This window comes from Streptomyces gamaensis (assembly GCF_042656465.1).
Lineage (GTDB): Bacteria > Actinomycetota > Actinomycetes > Streptomycetales > Streptomycetaceae > Streptomyces > Streptomyces gamaensis.
Map to the genome: position 1 here is coordinate 138,637 of NZ_JBHSPB010000010.1, position 16,020 is coordinate 154,656.

Genomic DNA, 16,020 nt, shown 5'->3' on the forward strand with positions numbered 1-16,020 from the left:
GGCGGCCCCGGGGCGGGGCGGAGAGCCGAGGGCGCGGCCCCCGGCCCGTACCCGCTACAGCTCCTTGACCAGCAGGTAGTCGGTGATCCCCGGTGGATGGTCCGGCACCGTCGCCGCCACCCGGTAGCCCAACCTCCGGTAGAAGCCGGGCGCTTGGAAGTCCCAGCTCTCCACCCGGGCGCGCGGGCAGTCGCGTTCGTTCCGCGCGATCTCCTCGGCGCGCACCACCAGGCGCGAACCCAGGCCCGCACCCCGATACGGCTCGTCCACCCACAGCAGGTCGATGTGCAGCCAGCCGAACTGCGTATGGCCGACGAGTCCGCCCGCGAGCGCTCCGTCCGGGCCCGACGCGTAGACCTCAAGGGGCTCAGAATTCAGCTGAGTTGACTCACGCAACGCGCGCAACACGGGCGAGCGGGCATCGTTGGCCGCGCGCAGTCGCGCATGGACCACATCACGTCGTTCCGGGTCGTTCACCGCATCAATGCTGAACACAAAACTCACGATAAACAGGCGGGACAGGCACTTTCGCCATTCGCCTTCCGATGTCGGACCCCGGCCGTACGCTGAAGCACAGCGCCGGTGGGGGCCGGAGCTGATCAGGGGGCGGGACAGACAGGTACGACGCCCGGGGCGGGGCAGGGTCCGGCGGGGCGCGGCGGCGGCCGTGCGCGTGGGGCGGCCCCGGTCCGGGCGCCGTGCCGGCTCTGGTCCGTCTGCCGGGAGATGGGGGTGGCTGTGGCACGAATCCGGGTACTGGTGGTGGACGATCACCGCATCTTCGCCGAGTCGCTGGCCGCCGCCCTGGCGGCCGAGCAGGACGTGGACGTCGCGGCGGCGGGCAGCGGCCCGGCCGCGCTGCGCGCCCTGGAGCGCTCGGCCGGCGAGGGCCGCCGTTTCGACGTGCTGCTGGTCGACGCGGATCTGGGCACGGGGCTCACGGACCCGGGGCCGGCGCCGCTGCGCCCGCCGGTCCACGACACCGGTCCGCCGGGCGAGGGCGGTGTGGTGGACGGTCTCTCGCTCGTGACGGCGGTCCGCACGGCCCAGCCGGCCGTGCGCACGGTCGTGCTGGCCGAGCGGGACGACCCGCGGCGGGCGGCCGCCGCGCTGCAGGCCGGGGCCGGCGGCTGGGTCGCCAAGGACTGTTCGCTCTCGCGGCTGCTGGCGGTCATCCGCGGGGTGCTGCGGGACGAGACGCATCTGCCGCCCGCGCTGCTCACGGGCGTCCTGCGGGAGTTGACCGCGGCCCGTAAGCACCGCACGGAGAGCGAGCGGCTCGTGGAGTCGCTGACCCCGCGCGAGCGCGAGGTGCTGCGGTGCATGGTGGCGGGCCTGGGGCGCAAGGCCGTCGCCGAGCGCCTGTATCTCTCGCCGCACACGGTCCGTACGCACATGCAGAACGTGCTGGGCAAGCTGGGCGTGCACTCCACGCTCGCGGCCGTGGCCCTGGCCCGCCGCGCGGGCGTGGGCCCGGTGGAGGATCTGCCGGCGGTGGGCAGCACGGGATAGCCCTCCGGGTGGCACGGCCCTCCGGGCGGGCGGCGCCGGGTCAGCCCGGCACGTTGTCGAACGGCGCCGTCAACTGGCGCAGCAGATCGGCCAGTTCGCGGCGCCGGCCGTGGGGGAGCTCCGCGAGGATCGTCCGCTCCTGCTCCAGCAGCCCCGCCAGGGCGGCGTCCGCGCGGTCGCGGCCCTCGTCGGTGAGCCGGACGAGCACGCCCCGCCGGTCGTTCGGATCCGGCAGCCGCTCGACCAGGCCCTTCTTCGCCAGGCGGTCGATGCGGTTGGTCATCGTGCCCGAGGTGACCAGGGTCTGGGTCAGCAGCTGTCCGGGAGAGAGCTGATAGGGGGCCCCGGCCCGGCGCAGCGACGTCAGCACGTCGAACTCCCAGGGCTCCAGCTGGTGCTCGGCGAAGGCGGTCCGGCGGGCCCGGTCGAGATGGCGCGCGAGCCTGCTCACCCGGCTCAGCACCTCAAGCGGTTCCACGTCGAGGTCCGGGCGCTCGCGGCGCCATGCCGAGACAAGCCGATCGACCTCGTCCTCCATGGAGACAGTGTAAACGGTCTGTCGACATGAAGTCTCTTGACGTCGAGAGAAGTTGTGGGGAAGCTGGACCCGAGCCGGTGCGCGCCACCACCCCTGAGGAGGCCGTTCATGCAGTCCACGCCCACCTGGGACCCGCAGCAGTACCTCCGCCACTCCGGCCACCGCACCCGCCCGTTCTACGATCTCGTGAACCGTGTCCCCGAGCTGCCCGGCTCCGGCGCCCGGCCGCCGCGCATCGCCGACCTCGGCTGCGGGCCCGGCAATGTCACGGCCCTCCTCGCCGACCGCTGGCCCGACGCCCGGATCACCGGCTTCGACAACTCCGCCGAGATGCTCGCCCGCGCCGAGCGGTACGCCGGGCCCACGGCGGGCGGCGGACACCTCGACTTCGCCCTCGCCGACCTCGCGGCGTGGCGGCCCGCGGAGACCTTCGACCTGATCGTCTCCAGCGCCACCCTCCAGTGGGTGCCCGGACACGCCGACGCCTTCCCCGCCTGGACCGCCGCCCTCGCCCCGGGCGGCACCTTCGCCTTCCAGGTCCCCGCGAACTTCGACGCGCCCAGCCACCGGCTGCTCGCCGAGCTGGTCACGGGCCCCCGCTGGCGCGGCCGCCTCGGCGACCGCTACCGCGCCCACCACATCCTCGAAGCCGCCGCCTATCTGGACCGCCTCGCCGGCCTCGGCCTCGCCCCCGACGTCTGGGAGACCACCTACCTGCACCTGCTCACCGGCGAGGACCCCGTCCTCGACTGGACCAAGGGCACCGCCCTGCGCCCGGTGCTCACCCTCCTCGCGGACGATCCGGCCGCCACGGAGGAATTCCTCACCGCGTACCGCGACCTGCTCCGCGACGCCTACCCCAAGGGCCCGCACGGCACGGTCTTCCCGTTCCGCAGGCTCTTCGCGGTGGCCCGCAAGGGGGACTGAAGCCTCCCCGGAACAGCGGGACCGCCCCGGTCAGCTGCGCCGGTGCCCCACCAGGCGCGGCTTCGGCTCCAGGCCGTCCAGCCCGTGCCAGGCCAGGTTCACCAGATGCGCCGCGACCTCCGGCTTCTTCGGCTTGCGGACGTCCAGCCACCACTGGCCCGTCAGCGCCACCATGCCGACCAGCGCCTGCGCGTACAGCGGGGCCAGTTTCGGATCGAAGCCGCGGGTCTTGAACTCCAGGCCGAGAATGTCCTCGACCTGCGTGGCGATATCACTGATCAACGAGGCGAAGGTGCCCGTCGACTGGGCGACGGGGGAGTCACGGACGAGGATGCGGAAGCCGTCCGTGTACCTCTCGATGTAGTCGAGCAGCGCGAACGCCGCCTGCTCCAGGAGCTCCCGGGGGTGCCCGGCCGTCAGGGCGCCGGTCACCATGTCCAGCAGCTGCCGCATCTCGCGGTCCACCACGACCGCGTACAGCCCCTCCTTGCCGCCGAAGTGCTCGTAGACCACCGGCTTGGAGACCCCGGCCTTCGCCGCGATCTCCTCCACCGAGGTGCCCTCGAAACCGCGCTCGGCGAAGAGGGTGCGACCGACGTCCAGCAGCTGCTCCCGGCGCTCCGCGCCGGTCATCCGCACCCTGCGGGCGCGTCGGGCCCCCGCAGCCGGGGTCCGGTCCTTGGTACCGGGAGTGTTACTGGGGGTACTGCCGTCGATCGCCACGCCGTCAATCATGCCTCCTTACGCGGCGGCTTCCTTCCGCCGGGACGCGAGCCGCCCCGCGGTGGGCCAGCGCACGTCCGTCGCCCACCCGGCCTGCTCGAACCAGCGGATGAGCCGGGCGCTGGAGTCCAGCTGGCCCCGCAGGACCCCGTGCCGGGCACAGGTCGGGTCCGCGTGGTGCAGGTTGTGCCAGGACTCGCCGCAGGAGAGGATCGCCAGCCACCACACGTTCCCGGAGCGGTCGCGCGACTTGAACGGGCGCTTGCCGACAGCGTGGCAGATCGAGTTGATCGACCACGTCACGTGGTGCAGCAGCGCCACCCGTACCAGCGACCCCCAGAAGAAAGCGGTCGCCGCGCCCTGCCACGACCAGGTGACGAGCCCGCCCACGAGCGGCGGGAACAGCAGCGAGACCACGGTCCACAGCACGAACTGCCGGGAGATCCGGCGGATCACGGGATCCTTGATCAGGTCCGGCGCGTACTTGTGCTGCGGGGTCTGCTCCTCGTCGAACATCCACCCGACGTGAGCCCACCACAGGCCCTTGAGCAGCGCCGGAACCGTCTCCCCGAACCGCCACGGCGAGTGCGGATCACCGTCCGCGTCCGAGAAGCGGTGGTGCTTGCGGTGGTCGGCGACCCAGCGCACCAGCGGACCCTCCACCGCCATCGAGCCCATGATCGCCAGCGCGACCCGCAGCGGCTTCTTCGCCTTGAACGAGCCGTGGGTGAAGTAGCGGTGGAAGCCGACCGTGATGCCGTGGCAGCCGATGAAGTACATCAGCGCCATCAGCCCGAGGTCCAGCCAGCTCACCCCCCAGCCCCAGGCCAGCGGCACCGCCGCGAGCAGGGCGAGGAAGGGGACGGTGATGAACAGCAGCAGCGTGATCTGTTCGATCGAGCGGCGTTGCTCCCCGCCCAGGGTGGCGGACGGGAGCGGGGTCTCCTGGGCCTTCGGCGCGTCTTCGAGCACGTCGGGGCTTGCAGTCATGGGTTCCCTCGGAGGGCTCGGGGCACGGCTACGGTTCCGTAACCTACGGTTTCGTAAGTATGGCAGGGTGTGCCGCCGGGACAAGAGGGCACGGACCACCGCGCGTCGGGCGGCCGCTGGCCGGAGACCTATGCTGGTGGGCGTCGGACAGCGCGGTCCGCAACCCCTCCAGACGTGCTCAGAACTCTGCAAGGAGCCGCACCTGTGAGCAGTGCCGACCACTCCCGGATCGCAGCCGAAGACCCGCGGCGCTCGGACGAGGCCCAGCGCAGCGCCGCCCTGCGCGCCGACATCCGCCGCCTCGGCGACCTCCTGGGCGAGACCCTGGTCCGCCAGGAAGGCCCCGAGCTCCTCGAACTCGTCGAGCGCGTACGCGCCCTGACCCGCAGCGACGGCGAGGCCGCAGCCGAACTCCTGGGCACCACCGACCTGAAGACCGCGGCCCGCCTGGTGCGCGCGTTCTCCACCTACTTCCACCTGGCCAACGTCACCGAGCAGGTGCACCGCGCCCGCGAGCTGCGGGACCGGCGCGACGCGGAGGGCTCGATCCTGGCCCGTACCGCCGACGCCCTCAAGGACGCCGACCCCGAGCACCTGCGGCAGACCGTCGAACACCTCGGTGTACGGCCGGTGTTCACCGCCCACCCCACCGAGGCCGCCCGCCGCAGCGTCCTGGGCAAGCTCCTGCGCGTCGCCGAACTCCTCGACGCCCCCGTCGCCGGCGCCGGCGAGCGCCGCCGCGCCGATCTGCGCCTCGCGGAGAACATCGACCTGCTCTGGCAGACCGACGAACTGCGCGTCGCCCGCCCCGAGCCCACCGACGAGGCCCGCAACGCCATCTACTACCTCGACGAGCTGCACTCCGGCGCCGTCGGCGACGTCCTGGAGGACCTGGCCGCCGAACTGCAGCGGGTGGGCGTCCCGCTGCCCGCCGCCACCCGCCCGCTGACCTTCGGCACCTGGATCGGCGGCGACCGCGACGGCAACCCCAACGTCACCCCCCAGGTCACCCGCGACGTGCTGATCCTCCAGCACGAGCACGGCATCACCGAGGCCCTCGCCGCCGTCGACGAGCTGCGCAGCGCCCTGTCCAACTCCATCCGCAACAGCGGCGCCACCGAGGAACTCCTCGCCTCCCTGCGCCGCGACCTCGACCTGCTGCCCGAGATCAGCCCCCGCTACAAGCGCCTCAACGCCGAGGAGCCCTACCGGCTCAAGGCCACCTGCGTCCGGCAGAAGCTGATCAACACCCGGGAGCGGCTGGCCCGCGACACCCCGCACCAGGAGGGCCGCGACTACCTGGGCAGCGCCGAGCTCCTCGCCGACCTCGCCCTGATCCAGGACTCGCTGCGCGCCCACCGCGGCGGCCTGATCGCCGACGGCCGCCTGGAGCGCACCCTGCGCACCCTGTCCGCCTTCGGCCTGCACCTGGCCACCATGGACGTCCGCGAGCACGCCGACGCCCACCACCACGCCCTCGGCCAGCTCTTCGACCGCCTCGGCGAGGAGTCCTGGCGCTACGCCGACATGCCCCGCGACTACCGCCGCAAGCTCCTCGCCAAGGAGCTGCGCTCGCGCCGGCCGCTCGCCCCCGCCCCGCCCCCGCTGGACGCGGACGGCCTGAAGACCTTCGGCGTCTTCACCACCATCCGCGACGCCCTGGAGCGCTTCGGCCCCGAGGTCGTCGAGTCCTACATCATCTCCATGTGCCAGGGCGCCGACGACGTCTTCGCCGCGGCCGTCCTCGCCCGCGAGGCCGGGCTCGTCGATCTGCACGCCGGCTGGGCCAAGATCGGCATCGTGCCGCTGCTGGAGACCACCGAGGAGCTCAAGGAGGCCGACCGGCTCCTCGACGAGATGCTCGCCGACCCCTCCTACCGGCGGCTGGTCGCCCTGCGCGGCGACGTCCAGGAGGTCATGCTCGGCTACTCCGACTCCTCCAAGTTCGGCGGCATCACCACCAGCCAGTGGGAGATCCACCGCGCCCAGCGCCGGCTGCGCGACGTCGCCCACCGCTACGGGGTGCGGCTGCGCCTCTTCCACGGCCGCGGCGGCACCGTCGGCCGCGGCGGCGGCCCCTCCCACGACGCGATCCTCGCCCAGCCGTGGGGCACCCTCGACGGCGAGATCAAGGTCACCGAGCAGGGCGAGGTCATCTCGGACAAGTACCTCATCCCCGCGCTCGCCCGGGAGAACCTCGAACTCACCGTCGCGGCCACCCTGCAGGCCTCCGCCCTGCACACGGCGCCGCGCCAGCCCGAGGAGGCCCTCGCCCGCTGGGACGCGGCCATGGACACCGTCTCCGACGCCGCGCACGCCGCCTACCGGCGGCTCGTGGAGGACCCGGACCTGCCCGCGTACTTCTTCGCCTCGACGCCCGTGGACCAGCTCGCCGAGCTGCACCTGGGCTCGCGCCCCTCCCGCCGCCCCGACACCGGCGCCGGCCTCGACGGACTGCGCGCCATCCCCTGGGTGTTCGGCTGGACCCAGTCCCGGCAGATCGTCCCCGGCTGGTTCGGCGTCGGCTCCGGCCTGAAGGCCGCGCGCGAGGCCGGACTCGACACCGTCCTGGAAGAGATGCACGAGCGCTGGCACTTCTTCCGCAACTTCCTCTCCAACGTCGAGATGACGCTGGCCAAGACCGATCTGCGGATCGCCGGGCACTACGTCGACTCGCTCGTCCCCGACGAGCTGCGGCACGTCTTCGACGTGATCCGCGACGAGCACGAGCGCACGGTGCGGGAAGTGCTGCGCATCACCGGGGAGAGTGAACTCCTCGACGCGCAGCCGGTGTTGAAGCAGACGTTCCGGGTGCGGGACGCGTACCTGGACCCGATCTCGTATCTCCAGGTGACCCTGCTGCGCCGGCAGCGGGACGCCGCGGAGCGGGGGGAGGAGCCGGATCCGCTGCTGGCACGGGCGCTGCTGCTGACGGTCAACGGGGTGGCGGCGGGGCTCCGCAACACGGGCTGAGGTCCCGGGGGCTCCGCCCCCGCACCCCCGGTCCTCAATCGCCGGACGGGCTTGATTTCAAGCCCGTCCGGCGATCCGCTACGCGTTGTACGTCCCCTGCGCCCGCTCCAGCCCGTCCACGATCAGGCACTCCACCGCGTCCGCCGCCCGGTCCACGAAGTAGTCGAGCTCCTTGCGTTCGGTGGAGGAGAAGTCCTTGAGCACGAAGTCCGCGACCGGCATCCGGCCCGGCGGCCGTCCGATCCCGAAGCGCACCCGGCAGTAGTCCGGCCCCAGTGCCTTGGTGATGGACTTCAGGCCGTTGTGCCCGTTGTCACCGCCGCCGAGCTTCAGCCGCAGCGTCCCGTAGTCGATGTCCAGCTCGTCGTGGACGGCGACGATCCGCTCCGCGGGCACCTTGTAGAAGTCGCGCAGCGCGGCCGTCGGCCCGCCGGAGAGGTTCATGAACGACATGGGCTTGGCGATCACGACGCGGCGGGAGGAGGGTCCGGGCGCGCCGAGCCGGCCCTCCACGACCTGGGCGCGCGCCTTGTGGGCCTTGAACCTGCCCCCCATGCGCTCGGCGAGCAGGTCGGCGACCATGAAGCCCACGTTGTGCCGGTTGCCCGCGTACTCGGGGCCCGGGTTGCCCAGGCCCACGATCAGCCAGGGGCTGGCAGCGTCCGTCATCCGCATATCTCCTTCATAGCCAACCGCCGTCCCGCTCCGGTGGAGCGGGACGGCGGTCGAGCGGAAAAGCCGGTGGGGCGAGGCTCAGGCCTCGGCGCCCTCGGCGGCCGGGGCCTCGGCGGCGGCGGCCAGGACCTGCAGGACGACGGTCTCGGCGTCGACGGCCAGGGCGACACCGGCCGGCAGGGCGATGTCCTTGGCCAGGACGGAGGCGCCGGCCTCCAGGCCCGCGATGTTCGCGGTCACGGTCTCGGGGATGTGGGTGGCCTCGGCCTCGACCGGCAGCGCGTTCAGGACGTGCTCCAGGAGGTTGCCGCCCGGGGCCAGGTCGCCCTCGGTGTGGACCGGGACCTCGACGGTGACCTTCTCGCCGCGCTTGACGACCAGCAGGTCGACGTGCTCCAGGAAGCCCTTGAGGGCGTCACGCTGGACGGCCTTGGGGATGACGAGCTCGTCGCGGCCCTCGATGTCCAGGGAGATCAGGACGTTCGGGGTCTTCAGGGCCATCATCAGCTCGTGGCCCGGCAGGGTCACGTGGACCGGCTCGGCGCCGTGGCCGTAGATGACGGCGGGAACCTGGTGGGCGCGGCGGATGCGGCGGGCGGCACCCTTGCCGAACTCGGCGCGGACCTGGGCGGGGATCTTGACCTCGGCCACGATGCACTCCTCGGTGTCGGTTGTCATTGGCGGGGCGTTACCCGGCCCACGACAGACCAGCTGCGAAGAGCGCGTCGATAACGGACCGCCGCACCCAAGAAGTGCGGCCTCCCTCGCCGAGCAACCCGTGGAGTCTACCCGGCGGGGCAGGCCGTCCGGAAATCGATCAGCGCGGGGCCCCCGACGGGGCCCCGCGCTGATACCGCCCGATCTGGCGAAGCGTTACGCCTGCTCGTCGAAGAGGCTCGTCACCGAGCCGTCCTCGAACACCTCGCGCACCGCGCGCGCGATCGTCGGCGCGATCGACAGCACGGTGATCTTGTCGAGCTCCAGCTCGTTCGGGGTGGGCAGGGTGTCGGTGAAGAGGAACTCGCTGACCTTGGAGTTCTTCAGCCGGTCCGCGGCCGGTCCGGACAGCACCCCGTGCGTGGCGGCGACGATGACGTCCTCGGCGCCCTGCGCGAACAGGGCGTCGGCGGCGGCGCAGATGGTGCCACCGGTGTCGATCATGTCGTCGACGAGGACGCAGACGCGGCCCTTGACGTCACCGACGACCTCGTGGACGGTGACCTGGTTGGCGACGTCCTTGTCGCGGCGCTTGTGGACGATCGCCAGGGGCGCGCCGAGGCGGTCGCACCAGCGGTCGGCGACGCGCACGCGGCCGGCGTCGGGGGAGACGACGGTGAGCTTGTCGCGGTCGACCTTGCTGCCGATGTAGTCGGCGAGCACCGGCAGCGCGAACAGGTGGTCCACCGGGCCGTCGAAGAAGCCCTGGATCTGGTCGGTGTGCAGATCGACGGTCAGGATGCGGTCGGCGCCCGCGGTCTTGAACAGATCGGCGATCAGACGGGCGGAGATGGGCTCACGGCCGCGGTGCTTCTTGTCCTGACGGGCGTAGCCGTAGAACGGGACGATCACGGTGATGCTCCGGGCGGAGGCCCGCTTCAGAGCATCGAGCATGATCAGCTGCTCCATGATCCAGGTGTTGATGGGAGCCGTGTGGCTCTGCATCAGGAAGCAGTCGGCGCCTCGCGCCGACTCCTGGAAACGGACGTAGATCTCGCCGTTGGCGAAGTCGAAGGCCTTGGTCGGGACCAGGCCGACGCCCAGCTGGCGCGCGACCTCCTCGGCAAGCTCGGGGTGGGCGCGGCCGGAGAAGAGCATCAGCTTCTTCTCGCCGGTCGTCTTGATCCCGGTCACAGCACATTCTCCTTGGATGTCGCTTTGTGTGCGCTTATCACGGTACGCCCACGGCGGCGGGCCCGTGTCACGGTCACTGCTCGCCCTCGGTGTCCTGACGGGCGGCGGAAGCGGCCTGCGCGGCGGCGCTTCCCGGGCGCTTTCGAGCCACCCAGCCCTCGATATTGCGCTGCTGTCCTCGTGCGACGGCCAGCGCACCCGGGGGCACGTCCTTGGTGATGACGGAGCCGGCGGCGGTGTACGCGCCGTCCCCGATGGTGACAGGAGCCACAAACATGTTGTCCGAGCCGGTGCGGCAGTGCGAGCCGACCGTGGAGTGATGCTTGCTGACCCCGTCGTAGTTCACGAACACGCTCGCGGCACCGATGTTGGTGAAGTCACCGATGGTCGCGTCGCCGACATACGACAGATGCGGCACCTTGGTGCCCTCGCCGATGCTGGCGTTCTTCATCTCGACGTAGGCGCCGGCCTTGGACTTCCTCCCGAGCTCGGTGCCGGGGCGCAGATAGGCGTACGGGCCCACGTTCGCGCCGTCGCCGACGAGCGCGCCCTCCGCGACGGTGTTGCTCACGGTGGCGCCCGCGCCGACGCGGGTGTCGGTCAGCCGGCTGTGGGGGCCGACCTCGCAGCCCTCGGCCAGGTGGGTCGCGCCCAGCAGCTGGGTGCCGGGGTGCACGGTGGCGTCCCGCTCGAAGGTGACCGTCACGTCGACCCAGGTCGAGGCCGGGTCGACGACGGTGACGCCGTCCATCATCGCGGCCGCCAGGAGGCGCTCGTTGAGCAGCCGGCGGGCCTCGGCGAGCTGCACGCGGTTGTTGATGCCGAGGATCTCGCGGTGGTCGGGGGCGACGGCCGCGCCGACCCGGTGACCGGCCTCGCGCAGGATGCCCAGGACGTCGGTCAGATACTCCTCGCCCTGGCTGTTGTCGGTGCGGACCTTGCCGAGCGCGTCCGTCAGCAGCTGCGCGTCGAAGGCGAACACCCCGGAGTTGATCTCACGGATGGCGCGCTGCGCATCGGTGGCGTCCTTGTGCTCGACGATCGCGGTGACGGCGCCGGTCGACGCGTCGCGCACGATGCGGCCGTAGCCGGTGGAGTCGGGGACCTCGGCGGTGAGCACGGTCACGGCGTTGCCGTCGGCGGCGTGGGTCTCGCTGAGGCGGCGCAGGGTCGCCCCGGTCAGCAGCGGGGTGTCGCCGCACACGACGACCACGGTGCCGTCGAGGACGACGCCGGAGTCGCCGAGCTCCTCCAGGCCCATGCGCACGGCGTGGCCGGTGCCGTTCTGCTCGTACTGCACGGCGGTGCGGACGCCGGGGTCGGTCTGCGCCAGGTGGGCCGTGACCTTCTCGCGCTCGTGCCCGACGATCACGACGAGGTGCTCGGGGTCGAGTTCACGGGAGGCGGCGACGACGTGCCCGACGAGAGAGCGGCCGCAGATGGCGTGCAGGACCTTGGGGGTCGACGACTTCATGCGGGTGCCCTCACCCGCGGCAAGAACGACGACGGCTGCCGGGCGGTTGGCGCTCACGGGTGTGCCCTTCGGCTTCGGGTGGTGGACATCCGAAGGATACCGGTGCGTTTACGGGCCGAAACGCCGACGGGCCCCGACCTGGTGGTCGGGGCCCGAAGGCCATGGCTCCCGGGGAAGGAATCGAACCCTCATTCAATGAACCAAAATCATTTGTCCTGCCATTAGACGACCCGGGATGGTTCGCCGACCGGGCCCGGTCGCGGAAGATCAGGCACGGCGCAGCCCCCACTATGCCGTACGGCGGGGCCTTCGCGCGACGGTGGGAGGGCGGTGAAGCACCTCGTCCGGCGGGCCGCCGCGGGCTTTCGTACGCGGACGAAAAGGGGTGGCGGGCGCCCGTAGGCTGGTTGTTATGACCACAACGGGGGCAATCGCGGAGCCGGGCGCGCGGGGCGCGCCCGGCGGGCCGTGGTGGTGGGCGCGGCGGCGGAGCATGGTGCTCGACGTCGCGCTCGCGCTGGTGGCCGCGCTGGAATGCGCGGTGGAGGGCGTCGGGTTCGCCGGGGACGCGGGGCTGCCGTCCGCGGCCGGGGCATTGATCGGGCTGGTGGCGGGGGCGTCGCTGGTGCTGCGGCGGCGGTGCCCGATCGCCGTGGTGCTGGTGTCGATCGCGGTCACGCCGGCGGAGATGGGGATCCTGCTGTCGGTCGTCGCCCTGTACACGCTGGCGGCCTCGGAGGTCCCGCGCCGGCTGACGGCGGCGCTGGCCGGGGCGTCGGTGCTGGGCACGCTCGTGGTGACGTTCGTCCGCTTCGACCGGAACATCGCGCACGACACGAACCAGATGGACCTCTGGCTCGTGCTGATCTTCTCGGTGCTGATGGCCGTCGGGCTGACGGCGCCGCCGGTGCTGCTGGGCATGTACGTGGGGGCCCGCCGCCGGCTGGTGGAGAGCCTGCGGGAGCGCGCGGACGGCCTGGAGCGGGAGCTGTCGCTGCTGGCCGAACGGGCCGAGGAGCGGGCCGTGTGGGCGCGCAACGAGGAGCGCACGCGCATCGCCCGCGAGATGCACGACGTGGTGGCGCACCGGGTCTCGCTGATGGTCGTGCACGCGGCGGCCCTCCAGGCCACGGTGGCCAAGGACCCGGAGAAGGCGGCGAAGAACGCGGCGCTGGTCGGCGACATGGGCCGGCAGGCGCTGATGGAGCTGCGCGAGATGCTGGGCGTGCTGCGCTCGTCCGCGGACGGCGGCGCGGGCGAGGACTCCCGGGCGGTGGCCGACTCGCGGCGGCTCGCGGAGGTCGCGGCGCAGGCGTCGGCCAGAGTCGCGGCCGTACCACCGCCCCCGGAGGAGGCCGCCGGGGACGGCGGTCCGCGCCTGGACGGGATCGAGGCCCTGGTCGGGCAGTCGCAGGCGGCCGGGATGGCCGTGGAGCTGTCCGTGGTGGGCGAGGAGCGCGCGTATGCGCCGAAGGTCGAGAGCACCGCCTACCGGGTGGTGCAGGAGGCGCTGACCAACGTGCACAAGCACGCCCCGGGCGCGAAGGCCGTGGTGCGGCTGGCGCACCGCGAGGGCGAGGTCGCGCTGCAGGTGGAGAACGGCCCGTCCGACGGCGGCGCCGGCGCGGGCCTGCCCAGCGGGGGCAACGGGCTGGTGGGCATGCGCGAGCGGGTCGCGGCCCTGGGTGGCGTCTTCGTCTCGGGGGCGACGGACGCGGGCGGCTTCCGGGTCTCGGCGGTGATACCGGACCGTGGACGGGCCCCCGCCGCCGGGCCGGCGCTTCCCGCCGCCGGCTGACCCTGCCGATCCTGGCGATCCCGCTGACTCCGGTTTCCGGCCGGATCCCGCTGTCGGGGGCGTGGTACGGGCCGTACGGGCCGTACGTCAGCGGCGGCCCGCGGAGAGCCGGGAGGGGCGGGTGCCGGTGACGAGCGTGCCGATGGCGTGGTCGATGTCCGAGCCGAGGTACCAGTCGCCGCTGTGGTCCAGGCTGTAGACCCGGCCGTGCGCGTCGATCACCAGCAGTGCCTGCCCCTCGTTCTCCTGCCCCAGCGGGCACACCTCGGCGCCCAGCGCCCGGCCGAGGTCCGAGGCGGTGCGGGCCAGGTGCAGCCCGTGCAGCGGGTCGATGTGGAACGGGGTGGGGGCGATGTGCCGCCCCGGCCCGGGGCCGGTGATGCGCAGCCCGCCGAACTCCGCCCACGCCTCGACCGCGGCGGGGAAGACCGTGTGCCGGTGGCCGGCGGGGGAGACGTGGGCCCGCAGCGCGTCGGCCCAGTTCTCCGCGGCCTTGATGTCCCAGCGGCCGGGCTGCCAGCCCGACTCGCGCAGGACGGCCTCGACGGCCGGGGGGAAACGGGTGGCGGCGGTGCGGTCGAAGGCTCGCATCAAGTCAGCTCTTGCCATGGGTCGGTGCGGTGGCGTCGACGGTACGGACGCCGAAGTGGGTCAGCAGCGCGGTACAGGAGCGGCAGGGCGGGGCGTAGCCGCCGTGGCGGGGGTCGCCGTCCTCACGGATGTGGCGTGCCGTCAGCTTGGCGTGCTTCAGGGCGCGCCGGGCCTCGCCGTGGGTGAGCGCCTTGCGCGAGGCGCGTTTGCTGCGGCCCGCCTCGAAGGTCGTGAGGAACCGGGTGAGCAGCAGGGCCTCGGGGCAGCGGCCGGTGAAGCGCTCGCGGCGGTCGCTGGTGAGGGTGTCGAGGAAGTCCTGGACGAGCGGGTGGAGCACGGGAGGCTGTTCGGACTTGCCCGCGGTGCAGGTCAGTGTGGTGCCGCGGACGGAGAGCGCGGCGGCGACCGCGGGCAGGATGCCGTCCCGGCGGTGCAGCAGCGCGGGCGGCCGCTCGGCGTCCTCACTGGCGCTCCAGCCGATCCTGGGGTCGCCGGCCGCGAGGGCGTGCTCGTCCAGGGGTTGATGGTCTTGTGTCGTGTGCATGGTGGTTCTTCCCTCCCGTGCAATCCCCCTGTTGCGGGGATCAGCCTGCCAAACCGGGTGGCGGGTGTGGAAGGAGGGTCGGGGTTGGGTGAGTGCCGTGTGATGTTCGTGTGTCTGATGGTTGGCCAGATGGTGACCTGGCCCGACGGCCGGTCGGTGCGCGCGAGGGCGCGCGACGGGCGGGCCGGCGCCCTGGTACGCGAGCGGACGGCGCACGGTGGCGCGGTGCGGGGCGAGGGGCGCGGCCGTACGGCCTGGTGCCGCGCCCCCGCTCTCACGGCCGGATCCGGGGCTTCGGTCCCCTGTACGCCCACCGCATAGGCTGTGCCGGGGTTCGAGGCCGGACCGTGGCGCGGACCGGCCGGCCCCGGACAGACAACGTCACCGTCAGCAGGGGGCAACCGCCATGACGACAGGTCGGCTCGGACCGGGGTCGGCACCCGGCCACCAGGCCGCAGCGGCCGCGCAGGCCGCGCCGCCGAACAGGGCCTACGCCGGACAGGTCGTGCACTTCCCCGACCCGGTGCGCGCCGCCCGCTACCCCAAGGGCGTACGCGTGGACGCCTTCGGCCACCCGGACTTCTCGCCCTACGCGCGGGCCGCCGCCGAGATCGCGGAGCCGCCGGAGGGCTTCGGCGTGGACGAACTGCGGCTCACCGACTACGTGTCCGCGAACGCGGCCCTGCACGCGGCCGGCCACGAACTGTTCGCCGCCCTCCCGCCGGTGGCCACCCCGCACGGCTGGACCTGGCACCACGTCGCCGGCACCCGCCGGCTGGAGCTGATCCCCGCCGAGGTCAAGGCACTGCTGCGGCACCACGCGGGCCTCGCCGGCGCCGCCGTCGACCAGGACAAGCGCGGCACCCGCCCGCTCCAGGAGACCCGCCCCGCGCACTTCGCGCTGCCGCAGCGGGACGTGGCCGTCACCGAGGAGCAGGTGCGCGGTGTCGAGGAGGACCTCGGCTACCGGCTGCCCGGCGCCTACCGCGAGTTCCTCAAGGCGGCCGGCGGCTGCGCGCCCGTCCGCCCCGCCCTCGACGCCGGACTCGGGCTCCTCGTCGACCAGCCCTTCTTCACCGTGCGCGAGGAGGCGGCGGTCAACGACCTCGTCTACGTCAACAAGTGCCTGCGCGACCACTTCACCAAGGACTACCTCGGGGTCGCCTTCGTGCAGGGCGGCGTCCTCGCGGTCAAGGTCAGGGGCGAGGAGGCCGGCTCGGTGTGGTTCTGCGCGTACGACGACGCCCGGGACCGGGACGGCTGGACCGTACGGGACCGCACGGAGCGGCTGCTGCTGCCCTGCGGCGCGGACTTCGACGCGTTTCTCGCGCGGCTGGCCGGCGGCCCGCCGGAGCTGGAGACGGTCGCGAACCTGATGGTCGACGGCGGCTTCGCGCGCGCCGTCCCGGTGGAGGGGTGAGCGC

15 protein-coding genes and 1 tRNA gene are annotated in these 16,020 nt (G+C 72.8%); 5 read left to right on the forward strand and 11 right to left on the reverse strand.

Annotated features, from left to right (window positions below):
• Nucleotides 1-54: 54 nt before the first annotated feature.
• Nucleotides 55-495 (reverse strand): GNAT family N-acetyltransferase, encoded by a 441-nt coding sequence (locus ACFP1Z_RS18215; protein ID WP_390317473.1) that lies wholly within the window; start codon nucleotides 493-495, stop codon nucleotides 55-57.
• A gap of 243 nt (nucleotides 496-738) precedes the next feature.
• On the opposite strand from ACFP1Z_RS18215, the gene ACFP1Z_RS18220 reads away from it, so the two are divergent.
• Nucleotides 739-1,512: a LuxR C-terminal-related transcriptional regulator gene (locus ACFP1Z_RS18220; protein WP_390317588.1), complete on the forward strand. Its 774-nt coding sequence runs from the start codon at nucleotides 739-741 to the stop codon at nucleotides 1,510-1,512.
• A 40-nt stretch (nucleotides 1,513-1,552) separates the two neighbouring features.
• Here ACFP1Z_RS18220 and ACFP1Z_RS18225 read toward each other — a convergent pair whose 3' ends face one another.
• Nucleotides 1,553-2,050 carry a MarR family winged helix-turn-helix transcriptional regulator gene (locus tag ACFP1Z_RS18225; RefSeq protein WP_390317474.1) on the reverse strand — a complete coding sequence of 166 codons (498 nt, stop codon included), beginning with the start codon at nucleotides 2,048-2,050 and terminating at the stop codon, nucleotides 1,553-1,555.
• Nucleotides 2,051-2,158: 108 nt separating this feature from the next.
• On the opposite strand from ACFP1Z_RS18225, the gene ACFP1Z_RS18230 reads away from it, so the two are divergent.
• Nucleotides 2,159-2,977: a trans-aconitate 2-methyltransferase gene (locus ACFP1Z_RS18230; RefSeq protein ID WP_390317475.1), complete on the forward strand. Its 819-nt coding sequence runs from the start codon at nucleotides 2,159-2,161 to the stop codon at nucleotides 2,975-2,977.
• 30 nt (nucleotides 2,978-3,007) lie between these two features.
• On the opposite strand, the gene ACFP1Z_RS18235 is transcribed toward ACFP1Z_RS18230, so the two are convergent.
• Together ACFP1Z_RS18235 and ACFP1Z_RS18240 are read right to left on the reverse strand one after the other, a co-directional pair.
• Nucleotides 3,008-3,712, reverse strand: a complete 705-nt coding sequence (locus ACFP1Z_RS18235) for a TetR family transcriptional regulator (protein ID WP_390317476.1) — start codon at nucleotides 3,710-3,712, stop codon at nucleotides 3,008-3,010.
• Nucleotides 3,713-3,718: 6 nt separating this feature from the next.
• Nucleotides 3,719-4,690: an acyl-CoA desaturase gene (locus ACFP1Z_RS18240; protein WP_390317478.1), complete on the reverse strand. Its 972-nt coding sequence runs from the start codon at nucleotides 4,688-4,690 to the stop codon at nucleotides 3,719-3,721.
• Nucleotides 4,691-4,918: 228 nt separating this feature from the next.
• Here ACFP1Z_RS18240 and ppc point away from each other — a divergent pair, with 228 nt between their 5' ends.
• Nucleotides 4,919-7,663, forward strand: coding sequence for a phosphoenolpyruvate carboxylase (ppc, locus tag ACFP1Z_RS18245; RefSeq protein WP_390317589.1), 2,745 nt, complete (start codon nucleotides 4,919-4,921; stop codon nucleotides 7,661-7,663).
• Nucleotides 7,664-7,741: 78 nt separating this feature from the next.
• Here the strand turns inward: ppc and pth are convergent, their stop codons facing one another.
• From pth to ACFP1Z_RS18270, 5 genes are all read right to left on the reverse strand, one after another.
• Entirely contained in the window at nucleotides 7,742-8,332 is a 591-nt protein-coding gene (gene pth, locus ACFP1Z_RS18250) for an aminoacyl-tRNA hydrolase (protein WP_390317479.1), read from the reverse strand.
• 84 nt (nucleotides 8,333-8,416) lie between these two features.
• Nucleotides 8,417-8,989: a 50S ribosomal protein L25/general stress protein Ctc gene (locus tag ACFP1Z_RS18255; protein ID WP_390317590.1), complete on the reverse strand. Its 573-nt coding sequence runs from the start codon at nucleotides 8,987-8,989 to the stop codon at nucleotides 8,417-8,419.
• A gap of 222 nt (nucleotides 8,990-9,211) precedes the next feature.
• Nucleotides 9,212-10,189, reverse strand: a complete 978-nt coding sequence (locus ACFP1Z_RS18260; protein WP_390317480.1) for a ribose-phosphate diphosphokinase — start codon at nucleotides 10,187-10,189, stop codon at nucleotides 9,212-9,214.
• A 73-nt stretch (nucleotides 10,190-10,262) separates the two neighbouring features.
• Entirely contained in the window at nucleotides 10,263-11,720 is a 1,458-nt protein-coding gene (gene glmU / locus ACFP1Z_RS18265) for a bifunctional UDP-N-acetylglucosamine diphosphorylase/glucosamine-1-phosphate N-acetyltransferase GlmU (RefSeq protein ID WP_390317481.1), read from the reverse strand.
• A 105-nt stretch (nucleotides 11,721-11,825) separates the two neighbouring features.
• Nucleotides 11,826-11,899: transfer RNA gene (locus tag ACFP1Z_RS18270), tRNA-Gln, on the reverse strand.
• 176 nt (nucleotides 11,900-12,075) lie between these two features.
• On the opposite strand from ACFP1Z_RS18270, the gene ACFP1Z_RS18275 reads away from it, so the two are divergent.
• Entirely contained in the window at nucleotides 12,076-13,461 is a 1,386-nt protein-coding gene (locus tag ACFP1Z_RS18275; RefSeq protein ID WP_390317482.1) for a sensor histidine kinase, read from the forward strand.
• A gap of 87 nt (nucleotides 13,462-13,548) precedes the next feature.
• Here ACFP1Z_RS18275 and ACFP1Z_RS18280 read toward each other — a convergent pair whose 3' ends face one another.
• Together ACFP1Z_RS18280 and ACFP1Z_RS18285 are read right to left on the reverse strand one after the other, a co-directional pair.
• Nucleotides 13,549-14,052: an SUKH-3 domain-containing protein gene (locus ACFP1Z_RS18280; RefSeq protein ID WP_390317484.1), complete on the reverse strand. Its 504-nt coding sequence runs from the start codon at nucleotides 14,050-14,052 to the stop codon at nucleotides 13,549-13,551.
• Nucleotides 14,053-14,056: 4 nt separating this feature from the next.
• Nucleotides 14,057-14,596 (reverse strand): YwqJ-related putative deaminase, encoded by a 540-nt coding sequence (locus tag ACFP1Z_RS18285; protein WP_390317485.1) that lies wholly within the window; start codon nucleotides 14,594-14,596, stop codon nucleotides 14,057-14,059.
• A gap of 406 nt (nucleotides 14,597-15,002) precedes the next feature.
• On the opposite strand from ACFP1Z_RS18285, the gene ACFP1Z_RS18290 reads away from it, so the two are divergent.
• Nucleotides 15,003-16,016 carry an SMI1/KNR4 family protein gene (locus ACFP1Z_RS18290; RefSeq protein WP_390317487.1) on the forward strand — a complete coding sequence of 338 codons (1,014 nt, stop codon included), beginning with the start codon at nucleotides 15,003-15,005 and terminating at the stop codon, nucleotides 16,014-16,016.
• Nucleotides 16,017-16,020 lie beyond the last annotated feature (4 nt).